Raw genomic sequence first — 15,735 nt, 5'->3', positions numbered from 1 at the left:
GTGTATATCCGTTGCTGCGGGTGTTGCTGATTAGGGTTCCGCCCTTACGGCGGGTCACCTTTTCGAAACGCCGAAAAGGTAACCCAAAAGGCTTTACCCTGACGTACGGCACTTCGCTGAGGCTCAGTGTTCCCTCGCTACGGTGCCCATCCGGGGGCATCGCCTACGGTTTGCTTCGCTGCACCTCCTCTCGATGTGTGCGGCTTCGCCGCACGGCGCTGCGCGCCTACCCCCTGATGAACACCTCCGCTCGGCCTGCCGATGGGCTGAAGAGCAAGATCAAAAGCCAAATCCAAAGCAGATCAAAAGATCGCCCGATTGCGGCCCGAGCCTTCGGCAGCTCCTACAGGAAATGAGTCGCCCCGCCAGTGCTTGGTCGGCTGTCAGGCCGCCATCGCTGGCAAGCCAGCTCCCACAAGGAATTGAGTACACCCCTCACGCGGCGCATGCCGCCCCACTCAACACAATGAGCGTTAGCTCGAGTAAAGCTCTTGATCTGAAGGCCCGTCGGCAGGCTGAGTGGAGGGATTGATCCGGGGGTGGGAGCGCAGCGACCGTTTGGCGAAGCCAAACACATCGAGAGGAGGTGCAGCGAAGCAAACCGGAGGCGATGCCCCCGGATCGATCCCGGAGCGAAGGAACCCGAGCCACAGCGAGGGCCGAACGTCAGGGCACAGACCTTTGGTTACTTTGGGGCGTTTGCCAAAGTGACCCGCCGTAAGGGCGGAACCCTAATCAGCCGTTACCGCAGCAACGGATATTCACCCATCCCTTCAAGCCACAGCAAACACCTCTACCAAGCGCTCAGCAATATGCTGCTGCGCCTCTTCAGCCTCATCAATGATCGCGCCCATACGCATGAAATCGTGGGTCATACCCTCATACACCTTCAATTCCACCTCAACCCCGGCCGCCTGCAAGTGACGCGCATACGCCACGCCCTCATCGTGCAACGGATCACACTCGGCCAAGACCAGCAGCACGGGCGCGACGTTAGCGTTGACCTCAGCCAGTAACGGCGAGAAACGTGGATCGAGACGATCGCAGGCATCACGCTGATAATGCTCGTAGAACCACTGCAGCGAAGCCTTTTCCAGCAGATACCCTTCCCCGAACTGCTCAATGGAAGGCGTGCTGCGACTGGCATCAGTGACCGGATAAATCAGCACCTGCAAGCGCGGCGATACGGCGGCATCCGCCAGTTGTGCGGCGAGTACCGTGGCCAGGCTGCCGCCGACGCTGTCACCGGCAATTGCCAGGCGCGCGGCGTCGATGCCCAGACCCTGCGCGCTGGCTACCAGCCAATCCCAGGCATCGCGGGCATCATCGGCCGCCGTTGGAAAGCGAAACTCAGGCGCCAAGCGATAAGCCACCGAAAGCACCACACAATCAGCCATCGAAGCCAAAGCCCGGCACAGCGAATCATGGGAATCGAGACTGCCGACCACGTAACCGCCGCCATGGAAATACAACAGCGCCGGGCGACCGGCACCTGCATTCAAAGGCTGATTGCTGTAGATCCGTGCGTTCAGGCGCGTGCCGTCGCGCACGGGCAATTGCAGTTCATCCACCACTTGCAGCTCTTCACCACCGGCATCCATCAACAGCGACGATTGATCGAATTGTTCACGGGCTTGTGCCGGGCTCAGCTCATGCATGCCGACGCGCTTGCCACTGGCCCGGCCGTTGCCGACCAGTTGCAGAAACGCGGCGATATCAGGGTTCAACGACATTCAAATCTCCAGACCGGTCGAACGCCATCAGGCGCCCGAGCGGTTTTTCAAGTTCAGAGCAAGTTCAGGACATGGCTACTGGTTCAACGATCTCGCCGAGCATTTCTTCAGCCTCGGACAGGAAAGTTTCATCGCGCGGGATCTGGAAGTGCCCGCAGTCGAGCCATTCGCCGCCCATGCCTGGCTGTTCGAGTTGCACCGCCAGTTCCATCGCCTCCTCTTCGCGCCCCAGGGTCCACCAGCAGATCGGATTGACCACCAGCGGTGCACAGCGATCCAGTTGCAACGACAGTTGCTTGAGCCGGCGCGCCACGCTGAACACATGGGCCAGTTCATCGGCGCCCAGTGCCACGTAGGTTGAGGCGCTGCGTTCGGCGCTTATGGCCGCGGCGAACAATGCACGCAGGTTCTGCGGCGTTTCTTCGCCGTCGATGCTCAAGCCCGGCGCGGCGTCCGGCAGGGTCACCCGCAGGAAGTCACGCAGATCGGCCTGCCAATCATCCACCGCCCCTTCGTTGACCTTGGCGGATGGCACAAAGCTGTCCACCAGACCGACGAATTTGACCGTCTGACCAGCCTGTTCGAGTTGCGCGGCCATCAACATCGCCAACGTCCCGCCCAGCGACCAGCCCAACAGATGGTACGGCCCGTGCGGCTGTTTCTCGCGGATCTGCGCCACGTAATTGCTGGCCATGTCCTGCAACGAAACATCGTTGAAAGCCGGATCGAGCAACATCCGCGACTGAATCGCCAACACCTGACGGCGACCGCCCAAGCGGCGCGCCAATGGCTCGTAGTCGAACACCGTGCCGAAGCCCGCGTGAATGCAGAACAGCGGCGCAACACCCTTGACCTCAGCGTTCATCGCCAGCAGCCCGGAAGTTTTTTCAGCAGCGCCCTGCACGCTGGCCACCAGTTCGGCGATGCTCGGTTTCTGCATCAGGTCGCGCAGTTTCAGGCTCAGGCCCTGGGCCTTGAGTACACGGCTGCGGGCCACGACTTGCAGACTGAGGATCGAATCGCCGCCCAGTTCGAAGAAGTTGTCGGTGAGCCCGACGCGCTCGATTTTCAGCACGTCCTGCCAGATCTTCGCCAAGGCTTTTTCCAGCTCAGTGCGTGGTTCCACGTACGCCAGACGCTGTTCAGCGTCCGGGTTCGGCAGGGCCTTGCGGTCGAGTTTGCCGTTCGGCGTCAGCGGCATGCGCTCAAGCACCATCAAATGCGCAGGCACCATGTAATCCGGCAGGCTGGCCTTGAGTTGCTCGCGCATGCGTTCGCACAAACCGTCTGCCGGGGTATCGGAAGCAGCCAGCACATAGCCGAGCAGTTGCTTGCCGCTGACACCCTCGCGGGCCACCACGGCGGCGTCACGCACGCCCGGCTGCTGCTTGAGACGCGCCTCGACTTCACCCAGCTCGATGCGGAAACCACGGATTTTCACTTGGTGGTCGATTCGTCCCAGGTAGTCGACGGTGCCGTCCTCACGCTGGCGCACCAGGTCGCCGGTACGGTACAGGCGACTGCCATCGGCGCTGAACGGGTTGGCAACGAAGCGCTCCGCAGTGCCGCCGGCACGTCCCAGATACCCGCGAGCCAACGCGCCACCGAGGTACAGCTCACCGGCAATGCCGGCCGGCAGCGGATTAAGGTCGGCATCGAGCACATAACCGCTGCGCTCACCGACCACACTGCCGATCGGCGCGTAGGCCGCACCGCACTGATCGTCAGCACCGGCCTTCCAGATCAGCGGCGTCACCACGGTTTCGGTCGGGCCGTAGCCATTGATGATGTACTGCGGTTTGAGGGCACGTTTGGCCAGTTCGAAACTCGCCACCGGCACCGCATCACCGCCGAAGCAGTAGATCCGTACCGGCGGCGGGTTACCGTGCTGTTCGGCGTGTTCGGCCAGTTGCTGCAAGTACACCGGCGGGAACGCCGCCACGGTCACGCCATGCTCATGCAGAGCGTTGTAGGTCTGCTCGGCCGTCCACAGGCTGTCGTCACGGATCAGCAAGCGCCCGCCATGCGTCAGGGTGGTCAGCCAGCGCTCGTGCGCGCCATCGAACGCGAACGACATGAAGTGCAATTCGCAATCGGCTTCGCTCATCTCATAACGCTGACCGATGGCCTGGCAGTGCATCGCCAACGGTCCATGCGCCACACCGACACCTTTCGGCTGGCCGGTGGAACCGGAGGTATAAATCACGTAGGCGAGGTTGCCCGGTTGCACCGCAACCTGTGGCGCCACCGCTGGCTGAGCGCTCAAATCCAGCTGATCGAGTTCCAGCACATGCAGGTTGTCCTGCGCGGGCATCACCTGACGCAGACTCGAATCACTGAGCAACAGCGCAATCCCGGAATCGCGCATCAGATAACTCAGACGTTCGCGCGGATACGTCGCGTCCAGCGGCACATAAGCGCCTCCGGCCTTGAGCACCGCCAACAGCGCGACGATCATGTTTTCGCTGCGTGGCAGGGCCACACCGACGCGGATTTCCGGGCCGACACCTTCGGCGATCAGCGCATGGGCCAGACGATTGGCCCGGGCCTCGATCTGGCCGTAGCTGAAGGTCTCGCCATTGAAGATCAATGCAGTTTGGCCTGCATGCGCTTGTGCCCATTGCGCGATGCGCTGGTGCACTGCCGGTTCTTGCGAAGGAGCCGGCAAAGCCTGCGCGATGCATGCCTGACCGGTCGGCAGACCGATGCGGCCCAGCGGTTGCGTCGCATCTTCCGTCAACGCAACGAGCAGGCCTTCCATGTTGCTGCGGATGCCTTCCACCGTCGCCCGGTCGAAATGCTCGCGCAGGAACATGTACTCGATCACCAGACCTTCTTCCAGCGTGACCATCAAGTCCATCGGGAAGTTGGTCAGGCCAGAGTTATTGATCTCGCCGAACTTCAGCGAGTCGTCGCGCCATTCGCGCAATGTCTGGTCGATCGGGTGATTCTCGAACACGATGATGCTGTCGAACAGCGACTGCCCGGCGCGGCCGCCCCAACGCTGGACGTCGGTCAGCGGGGTGTACTCGCGCTCTCGCATTTCCAGGTTGAAGTCTTGCAACTCACGCAGCCACGGCCCCACCGCTTGCTCGGCCGGCACGTCCTTGATCACCGGCAGCGTATTGATAAACAGACCAAGGATCGATTCCGACGCCGGCAGACTCGCCGGACGCCCCGCCACCGTGGCGCCGAAGGCCACGCAGCGTTGACCGCTGTAACGGCTGAGCAGCATCAGCCATGCGCCCTGCACCAAGGTGTTCAGCGTGACTTGCTGAGCTTGCGCAAAAGCCTTGAGCTGTTCGGTGCGCTGCTCACCCAAGCGGCTATATAGCGCCTCGTGACCACGACCGCTGCCAGTACGCGTAACGGCGTCGGCCAGATAGGTCGGTTCGTCGAGCAGGTTCAAATGCTGACGCCAGAACCCTTCGCTGGCGTTGGCGTCTTGCTGTTGCAGCCAGTTGATGTAGCGGCGATATGGAACGGCGTCGGCCAGCGGGTTGCCGGAATATTGGCTCAGCACTTCGCCGATCAACTGCGAACTGCTCCAGCCGTCGATCAGGATGTGGTGATAGGTCCAGATCAGCTGATAACTGTCCTCATCCACCCGCACCAGCGCCAACCGTTGCAGCGGTGGCTGGTCGAGATCGAAGCCCTTGGCCCGCTCGCTATCCGCCAACGCATGCAAGGCTTCGGCCGAGTGATCCTGTTCGCGCCAGTCAAGCAGGCTGATCGGCAACTGCGGGTCAGCGAGCACGAATTGCAGCGGCTCGGCCATATCCTGCCAGAGGAAACCGGTACGCAGGATGTCGTGGCGACGGCTGACCGTTGCCCAAGCGGCTTTCAGGCGCAGGGGGTCAAGGCCTTGCACCGGCACACTCAACTGGTTGACGTACAGATCCGATTCCGGCGAATTCAGGCCGAGGAACAGCATGCCCTGCTGCATCGGCGACAGGCGATAAAGCCCTGCCAACTGATCCTGCGGCAGCGGTAATTGCGCGATTTGCGCATCACTCAAGCCGTGCAGAGGCATGTCGATCAGCGCGGCCACCGGTACGTCTGAGGTGCTTGCGACGCGTTGCGCCAGTTGCTCGATGGTCGGGTGCTGGAACAGGTCTTTCGGGCTCAGTTCCAGGCCTCGCTGACGGGCACGGCTGACCACTTGAATCGAGATGATCGAGTCCCCGCCGAGGGCGAAGAAGCTGTCGGTGGTGCTGACCTGCGCCAGGCCCAGCACGTCTTTCCAGATGTCCACCAGCGCCTGCTCGGTGGCGTTGACCGGTTCGACGTGTTGTTGCGCCGCCGTGAGTTCCAGCGCCGGTAAGCGCTTGCGATCAATCTTGCCGTTGGGGGTCAGCGGCAGTTGCGCCAGCCACAGACGGTGAGTCGGCACCATGTAATCCGGCAGGGTTGCGCCCAGCCAAGTGCCGAGATCGTCGTGCAGTTCACGTTGCTGTTCAGCGCTGGCATCGACAATCGTCGGATCGCTCGGCACCAGATAGGCGATCAATTGTTGGCTGCCCAGCACTTCACTGGCCACGACCACGGCTTCACGCACGGCGACGTGCGCCACCAGACGCGCCTCGATTTCGCCCAGTTCGATACGCAGGCCGCGAATTTTCACTTGATGGTCGATGCGCCCCATGTACTCCAGATCGCCCTCTTCGCGCTCGCGGATCAGGTCGCCCGTGCGGTACATGCGCTCGCCATTGGCGGCGAGTGGGTTAGGCACAAACCGCTCGGCGGTCATCGCCGCACGGCCCAGATAGCCGCGAGTGATGCCGGCACCAGACAGGTACAGCTCAGCCGAAATCCCTTGCGGTACGACGTGCAAATCGGCGTCGAGCAAGTGACTGGCGCTGTGGTCGAGGGCACGACCGATCCTCGCCTGACCACCGGCACTGCGGCGAGTCCAGGTCGAATAGGTGGTGTCCTCCGACGGACCGTACAGGTCGTAGACGTGCTCGACCGTCGACTGTTGATACAGCGCATCCACCAAGCCTTGTTTCAGCGGTTCACCCGCCAGATTGATGATCCGCACGCTCGGCGGAATCTGCCCGGCGCGTTGCAACGCGGCGATGGCTGACGGCACAGTGTTGATCAGGCGTACCTGGTCGCGGGCCGCCAGTTGCGGCAGCTCCAAGGCATTACGGGCGATGATCAGCGAGCCGCCGTTGGCCAGCGTCACGAACAGCTCCCACACCGACAGATCGAAGCACACCGACGTCGAAGCCAATACGCCTCGGATGTCGTCACGGCTGTAGACCTTGGCCGACCAGTCGATCAGCGCCATGACGTTGCGATGGGCAATCGCCACGCCTTTGGGTTTGCCGGTGGAGCCGGAGGTGTAGATCACGTAAGCGAGGTTGTCCGGCGCGACCGATGTTTGCGGTGCGCTGCTCGAATAACCGCTCAACGACACCTGATCCATCAGCAGCACTTGCGTTTCGCTCGGCACGCTCAGGGTCGCGGCGACGGCTTGCTCGGTCAGCAACACCCGCGCACGGCTGTCGTCGAGCATGTAAGCAACGCGATCCGCCGGGTAATCCGGGTCCAGCGGCACGTAGGCGCCACCGGCCTTGAGCACTGCCAGCAAGGCAATCAGCAACTGCTCGGAACGCGGCATCGCTACGCCCACCCGCACTTCCGGGCCGACACCCAACTCGATCAATTTGTGCGCCAGACGATTGGCTTGCGCGTCGAGTTCAGCGTAAGTCAGCTGTGTGCTGCCGAAAGTCACCGCCAATGCATCCGGGGTGGCCGTCAACTGACGAGCAATGCCCTGATGAATGCACAGATCGGTGACGAAATCGGCAGCGACGCTCGGCACGCTTTCGATCAGGTTCAACTCACTCAGCGAACGCTCGCCCGACTCGCTCATCTGCCCGAGCAAGCGCTGCAAGCACTCACCCAACTGCGCCACGCTGTGCGCCGCGAAACTCTCGCACTGGTAGCTGAAGTGCATCGACAACTCGTCGCTCAAGTGCACCAGCAGCGTCAGCGGGTAGTTGGTCTGTTCATGGTTGTTGATCTCGCCAAAGCGCAATTCCTGCGGAGCGCCCTGCTCCAGCGCCTCGGACACCGGGTAGTTCTCGAACACCAGAATGTTGTCGAACAGCGCTTCACCATTGCGCGCGGCCCAACGTTGAATGTCGAACAACGGCGTGTGTTCATGCTCGCGCAGGGCCAGGTTCTGCGCCTGTACGCTCTGCAACCACTCAGCAACGCTCGATTGCGCGCGGGGGCTGGCGATCACCGGCAAGGTGTTGATGAACAGGCCGATCTGCTGCTCGACACCTTTGAGTTCCGTCGGACGCCCCGCCACCGTGGCGCCGAACGCCACGCTTTGCTGACCGGTCAAGCGCTGCAACAGCAGCAACCACGCTGCCTGAATAAGTGTGTTGAGCGTGACTTTTTGCTGGCGGGCGAACTCGCCCAGACGACGGGTCTGCTCGGCATCGACAACACAGAAGTGCTCGCCATGCCCGGCCTGCGGTGCATCGCCACGCTGTGCCTGAAGTGCCTGCGCCAGCAGGGTCGGCGCCTGCAAGTCGGCCAGTTGCGCGGTCCAGTAGTGCTCGCTGGCCTGCACGTCCTGGCGTTGTAGCCATTCGATGTAATCGCGATAACGCCCGGCCAGTGCCGGTTGAGCAATGCCGCTGTAACGCTGCAGCACTTCGCCGAGCAACTGCGAATTGCTCCAGCCGTCCATCAGGATGTGATGGTTGGTGTAGATCAGATGACAGCGCTGGTCATCCAGACGCACCACGACCATGCGCAGCAGCGGCCCCTTACTCAGGTCGAAACCTTGCGCCTGCTCAGCGGCGGCCAGTGCATTCAACTCGCTCTGGCCATCGCCGCGTTCGCGCCAGTCGAGCACGCTGAACGGCATGTCCAGTTGCTTGTGCACAACTTGCACCGGACGCGCCAGTTCACCCTGCCAGACAAAACTGGTGCGCAGGATGTCGTGGTTATCCACCGCCGCTTGCCAGGCTTGCTGGAAGCGTTGCGGGTCGAGGCCTTCGACGTCGAGGCGCACCTGGTTGATGTAATCGCCAGTGGCCTGTTCGTAAAGGCTATGGAACAACATGCCCTGCTGCATCGCCGACAGCGGATAAACGTCGGCAATCTGCGGCGCCGACCATGGCAAGCCGTCGAGTTGCACCTGAGTCAGGCCGGCCAACGGGAAGTCCGACGGGGTCAGGCCTTCGATGCCCGGGGTCAGGCAATGGCCGATCAACACGGCCAGTTCCTCGGCGTAATCCGCCGCCAGCGCTTCAATGACCGCGCTGTCGAAACGTTCGCTGCTGAACGTCCAACCCACCCGCAGTTCGCCGCCATACACCTGACCGTTGAGGGTCAGCCAGTTGCCCAGCGGCGCGTCCGGGCTCTGATCGAGACCGGCGTTATCCGGTGCCGGCACGAACAGCGCGGCGGCATCGCCGTCGAAACTGCCGTCGAACTGGCCGAGATAGTTGAAGGTGATGCGCGGTGTCGGCAAGGCGCGCAAGCACTGCTGTGCCTGTGCATCGCCGAGGTGGCGCAGCGCGCCGAAACCGATGCCTTTGTCGGGGATCGAGCGCAGTTGCTCCTTGATCTGTTTGATCGACTCGCCCGCCGTCGCCGCCGGGGTCAGACGCACCGGGAACAGGCTGGTGAACCAACCGACGGTGCGGGTCAGATCGACCCCGTCGAACAGCTCTTCGCGACCATGGCCTTCGAGCTGAATCAGCGTCGACGCCTGCCCGCTCCAGCGGCCGATGACTCGCGCCAGCGCCGTCAGCAACAGGTCATTGACCTGCGTGCGGTAAGCCGCCGGTGCTTCCTGCAGCAGTTGTCGGGTCAAATCGGCGCTCAGACGTGTCTGCACGGTTTGCGCCAACCGGTTTTGCTGACCGGCGTCCACGCGCTTGCACGGCAGATCAGTGCTGACATCGCGGAGGCAGGCCTGCCAGTACGCCAGCTCTTGCTGCAACACCGGGCTGTTGGCGTAGCGCTGCAAGTGCTCGCTCCAGTCCTTGAAGGCACTGGTCTTGGACGGCAGGCTCAAAGGCTGACCATTGAGCAATTGCTGATACGCGTTTTGCAGGTCTTCGAGCAGAATCCGCCACGACACCCCGTCCACCGCCAGGTGATGAATCACCAACTGCACACGTTGAGTGCCGTCGGCCAGGGTCGCCAATACCGCACGCAGCAACGGCCCGTTTTGCAGATCAAGGCTGCGCTGGGCGCGGTTGCCCAGGGCTTCAAGGGCGGCGGCATCGGCGACGTCTTCCTGCCACAGCAGGTTTTGCGATGGGTCTTCCACCGCCCGGTGCTCGGCCTGCCACGCGCCATCGTGCTGAGTGAAACTCAGGCGCAAGGCATCGTGATGGGCCACCAGCGCGCGCAGCACTTGCTCGAGCTTTTCAGCGTCCAGAGGCTGACGTGGCTTGAGCAGCACCGATTGGTTCCAGTGGTGACGTTCAGGGATGTCATCTTCGAAAAACTGCTGCTGAATCGGCAGCAGCAAAGCCGCGCCGGTCACCGCTTGTTGATCGATAGTCGACTCGCCATCGCCCAGTTGCGCGACCAGCGCCAGACGCTGCACGGTCTGGTGCTGGAACAGGTCTTTGGGATTGAGGCGAATGCCGGCCTGACGGGCGCGACTGACCACTTGAATCGAAATGATCGAGTCGCCGCCCAGTTCGAAGAAGTTATCGTTGAGGCCCACTTGCGGCAGCTTCAGCACGTCTTGCCAGATCGCCGCCAGACGTTGTTCCAGCTCACTTTGCGGCGCTTGATACGACTGCTGCGCCTGGCTCGCATCCGGGGACGGCAACGCGCTGCGGTTGAGTTTGCCGTTGCCGGTCAGCGGCAGTTGCGCCAGCAGCAACAGGTGCGCCGGGATCATGTGATCCGGCAAGTTTTCCTTGAGTTCGGCGCGCACGCGGTCACGCCACAGGCCTTGTTCGGCCGGACTGGCGTCGAGCAACGCGAGATCGTCTGGCACCAGATACGCCACCAGTTGCTGACCACTGAGGCCCGGTTGCGCGAGCACCACGGCCTGGCGCACAGCAGCTTGTTCCAGCAGTTGCGCTTCGATCTCGCCGAGTTCGATGCGGAAGCCGCGAATCTTCACCTGATGGTCGATTCGCCCGACGTATTCGATGACCCCGTCAGCGCGATAACGCGCCAAGTCACCGGTGCGGTACAGACGCCCGCCATCAGCGGCGAACGGATCAGGAATGAAACGCAGGGTGGTCAGATCCGCACGGTTCAGATAACCCCGCGCCAGACCGGCACGCCCGATGTACAGCTCACCGATACAGCCTTTGGCGACCGGGTTCAGATCACCGTCGAGCAAATACCACGACAGATCCGGAATCGGCTCGCCGATCGGGCTGCCGACATCGCCTTGCAGATCGGCCAGCGAAATCGGTCGGTAGGTGACGTGCACGGTGGTTTCGGTAATCCCGTACATGTTGATCAGTTGCGGCGCCTGATCGCCAAAACGTTCGAACCACGGGCGCAGGCTCTTGACCTCCAGCGCCTCGCCACCGAACACCACGTAACGCAGCGACGGCTGTTGCGCGGCGTGTTCCGGGGCGCACGCCACTTGCATCAATTGCTTGAACGCCGACGGCGTCTGGTTGAGCACGGTGATGCCTTCGCGGCAGAGCAAGGCGTAAAAATCTTCCGGCGAACGGCTGACCTCGTAAGGCACCACCACCAGTTTGCCGCCGTAGAGCAGCGCACCGAAGATCTCCCACACCGAGAAGTCGAAGGCGTAGGAGTGGAACAGACTCCAGACATCGGCCGAGCCAAAATCGAACCACGCCCCCGTGGCTTCGAACAGACGCAGCACGTTGCGATGAGCCAGCAACGTGCCTTTCGGCTGGCCGGTGGAACCAGAGGTGTAGATCACGTAAGCCAGGTTGTCCGGGCTCATGCTGACTAGCGGATTATTGTCGCTGTAGCCTTCGAGGCCGTCGCGCTCCTGATCGAGCATCAAGCTGCGGACCGAGTCCGGCACCGGCAGGCGACCGAGCAAATGACTTTGAGTCAGCAGCAGCGAGATGCCGCTGTCGCCGATCATGTAGCTCAGGCGTTCTTCCGGATAGGTTGGGTCAAGCGGCACATAAGCGCCGCCGGCCTTGAGGATCGCCAGCAGCCCGACCAGCATGTCGAGGCTGCGCTCCACCGCCAGACCGACGCGCACGTCCGGGCCGACGCCGCTGGCGATCAATTGGTGGGCCAACTGATTGGCGCGGCTGTTGAGTTCGCCGTAAGTAAGGCATTGCTCGGCACAGGTCACGGCAATCGCTTGCGGTGCGCGGGCAGCCTGGGCTTCGATCAGCTGATGCAGGCATTGCTCGCTTGGGAAATCGGCCACGGTCGGGTTCCATTGCAACAGGGTTGCCGCACGCTCGGCGGCGTCGTGCAGCGGCAGGTCGGCGATGCTCTGGCCGCTGTCGGCGACGATGCCTTGCAGCAGATTCGTCCAGTGTTGCGACAGGCGCGCGATGGTCGAGGCGTCGAACAGGTCGGTGGCGTAGGTCAGCTCGGCCCAGACGTTGTCGGTGGACTCGAAGGTGTTCAGGGTCAGATCGAACTGCGCGGTGTTCGACGCCCAGCTCAGGCCTTTAATCTCGATGTTCGGCAAGCGCGTGGTGCCCTGCGCCTGACGGGCCTGGCTCTGGTGGTTGTGCAGCACCTGGAACAACGGACTGTGACTGAGGCTGCGCTCCGGTTGCAGCGCATCGACCAGTTGTTCGAACGGCAGATCCTGATGCGCCTGTGCGCCGAGCACGGTGTTTTTCACTTGCTGGAGCAGGCTGCGGAAGGTCTGCTGACTGTCGAATTCGGCTTTCAGCACTTGCGTATTGACGAAGAAGCCGATCAGCCCTTCAGTCTCGACCCGGTTGCGGTTGGCCACCGGCACGCCGACGCGGATGTCGGCCTGACCACTGTAGCGATACAGCAAGGTCTGGAACGACGCCAGCAACAGTGCGAACAGCGTGACGTTTTCACGCTGGGCAACCTGCTTGAGCGCAGTCGCCAGCTCCAGACTCAGCGGGATGTCGCGACGGGCACCGCGATAGCTTTGTTCGGGCGGACGTGGGCGGTCGGTCGGCAGCTCCAGCAATGGCTGATCACCGTCACCCAGCTGCGCAGTCCAATAGCTCAACTGACGCTCGCGTTCACCGGCGTCCATCCACTGCTTTTGCCACACGGCGTAGTCCGCGTATTGCACCGGCAGCGCTGGCAGTTGCACGGTCTTACCCTGGCTGTAAGCGGCGTACAACGCCACCAGCTCATCAACCATGACGGTCATCGACCAGCCATCGGAGACGATGTGGTGCAAGGTGATAACCAGTGCGTGGTCGTCAGCGGCCAGACGCAACAATTTGACCCGCAGCAGCGGGCCTTTTTGAAGATTGAACAGGTGCAGGGTCTCTTCGGCGACCAGCGCTTGCAGCGCGGCCTCGTCCAGATCGGCGGCAACGTCCTGCACGTGCAGATCCAGCGTTCCATGGGCCTGAATCACTTGCAGGGTCTGGCCCTGCTCTTCGACGAAGCAGGTGCGCAGGGATTCGTGGCGCTCGATCAGGGCATCGAAGCTGCGCTGCAACGCCGACAGATCCAGCTCACCGTGCAGGCGTAGCGCCGCCGGTACGTGATAGGCGGTGCTGGTCGGTTCCAGTTGCCAGAGGAACCATTGACGTTCCTGAGCATACGAAAGCGCCAGCGGTTGCAGGCGTGGCAACGCGACAATCGGCGGTTCCTGATGCGCCTGATCAACACCGAGCGCGGCGACGAAATCTTCCAGCGTGCTGTGTTCAAACAGCGTACGCAGCGGCACCTGAACGTTCAGCGCCTGACGCACCCGTGAGACCACTTGCGTGACCAGCAGGGAGTGGCCGCCCAGTTCGAAGAAGTTATCGCCAAGGCCCACGCGATCCAGTTTCAGCACCGTTTGCCAGATCTCGGCGACGGTGTGCTGGGTGGCGGTCTGCGGCGCGCTGTAGGCCGATTGCAATTGGCTGGCATCGGGCGCCGGCAAGGCCTTGCGGTCGACTTTGCCATTGGGGGTCAGCGGCAGTTGCGCGAGGAACAGCAGGTGCGCCGGCACCATGTATTCCGGCAGTTCAGCCTTCAGGCTGGCCTTGAGCGCGGCGCGTAGATCGGCCTCTGAAACATCGCTCGCCGATGGCACCACGTAGCCCACCAGTTGCGGGCCGGTCGGGCCATCCTGCGCGACCACGACGGTTTCGCGCACGCTGTCGAGCGCGAGCAAACGCGCTTCGATTTCGCCCAGTTCGATACGGAAACCACGGATTTTTACCTGATGGTCGATCCGCCCGATGTATTCGATCACGCCCTCGGCGCGGTAGCGGGTCAGGTCGCCAGTGCGGTACAGACGCGCGCCGTTCTTCGCGAATGGGTCCGGCACAAAACGTTCGGCGGTCAGGCTCGGGTGCTGGAAGTAACCACGGGCCAGGCCATCGCCACCGATCAGCAGTTCACCCGGTGCGCCGAGCGGATTGAGCTCAAGGTCGCTGCCGAGGATGTACAGCGCGGTGTTATCGATCGGCGTGCCGAGGAACGGCCGGCTGTTGTCCGCGCTCAGGGCGTGTTGCGCCGACCAGATGGTGGTCTCGGTCGGGCCATAGAGGTTCCACACGCTCGGCGTCAGCGCCAGCATGCGTTGCGCCAGTTCCTGCGAGAGTGCTTCACCGCCACAGAGGAACGTGCGGCTGTTGAGGATCGCGGCGTGTTCGTTGTCCAGCAGCATGCGCCAGGTCGACGGCGTGGCTTGCAGCACCGTAACGGCGTGGCGCTCGATCAGTTCAAGCACCGCTTGCGGGTCTTGATGCACGTCCTTGCCGGTCAGCACCACACAGGCACCAGCCAGCAACGGGCCGTAGATTTCCAGGCCGAAAATATCGAACGAGAACGTGGTCAGCGACAGCATGCGATCAGTGGCCGCGATCCCCGGCTGCTTGATCATGCTCGCGACAAAGTTGCTCAGCGCCGCATGGCGCACCATCACGCCTTTCGGTTTGCCGGTGGAACCGGAGGTGTAGATCGTATAGGCCAGATGTTCGCCGTTGACCGCAACGTCCGGAGCGGTCTGTGGATAAGCCGCCAGCCAGCCGTGTGGCTGATCGAGCAACAAAGTTTGCACGCCCGTCGGGATCGGCAACTGTACCTGCAAGTGCGCTTGGGTCAGCAGCAATTGCAGGCCGCTGTCCTCAATCATGTAGGCCAGACGATCTTCTGGATACGCCGGGTCCAGCGGCACATATGCCCCGCCCGCCTTGAGGATCGCCAGCAGGCCGACGATCATTTCGACGCTGCGCTCGACGGCGATGCCGACCAGTTGATCCGCGCCGACACCGGCCTCGATCAGTTTGTGCGCCAGTTGATTGGCCCGGGCATCCAGTTCGCCATAGGTCAGCACGTCTTCGCCGATGATCAGCGCGATGGCGTGCGGCGTTTGCTGTGCTTGCAAGGCGAAAGCCTGCTGCACGCACTCGGCTTGCGCAGAGTGATCGGCAACGCGGAACCAGTCCCGCAACAGCACGCCATGTTCGGCACGTTCCAGCAACGGCAATTCGCCGACACGTTGGGTCGGTGCGGCCACGATGCCTTGCAACAGGTGCTGCCAGTGACGGGCAATGCGCTCGATAGTCTCAGGCTTGAACAAGTCAGTGGCGTAGGTCAGTTCGGCGGCGAAACCATCGCTGGATTCATAGGTGTTGAGGGTCAGGTCGAACTGCGCGGTGCGCCCTTCCCACTGCACATCCTCGACACTCAACTGCGGCAGTTGCACCGCGCCACGCCCCTGATCACGGCGGGTCTGGTGGTTGAACATCACCTGGAACACCGGGCTGTGGCTCAGGCTTCGTTCCGGTTGCAGCGCTTCGATCAATTGCTCGAACGGCAGATCCTGATGCGCCTGGGCGTCCATCGCCGCTTGCTTGACCTGCGCCAGCAATCGGTTGAACGGCAGTTG

Annotated in this window: 2 protein-coding genes (1 of these 2 only partly in view); both read right to left on the bottom strand. The window is 62.5% G+C overall.

The genetic code is table 11. The features are described from left to right. Positions 1-773: 773 nt before the first annotated feature. Positions 774-1,733 (bottom strand): alpha/beta hydrolase, encoded by a 960-nt coding sequence (locus IAI51_RS25125; protein WP_187680930.1) that lies wholly within the window; start codon positions 1,731-1,733, stop codon positions 774-776. A gap of 64 nt (positions 1,734-1,797) precedes the next feature. Continuing rightward, on the bottom strand, positions 1,798-15,735 hold the 3' portion of the coding sequence (locus IAI51_RS25120; RefSeq protein WP_187680929.1) for a non-ribosomal peptide synthase/polyketide synthase. 1,053 nt of this gene lie beyond the right edge of the window; only the last 13,938 of its 14,991 coding nucleotides appear in the window; its start codon lies beyond the right edge, outside the window; the stop codon is at positions 1,798-1,800.

Origin of the sequence: Pseudomonas sp. N40(2020) (assembly GCF_014472415.1) — a bacterium.
In the GTDB taxonomy this organism is placed as follows: domain Bacteria; phylum Pseudomonadota; class Gammaproteobacteria; order Pseudomonadales; family Pseudomonadaceae; genus Aquipseudomonas.
Note: the sequence above shows the minus strand (reverse complement) of the source record. Positions and strands in the feature narration are given on the sequence as shown.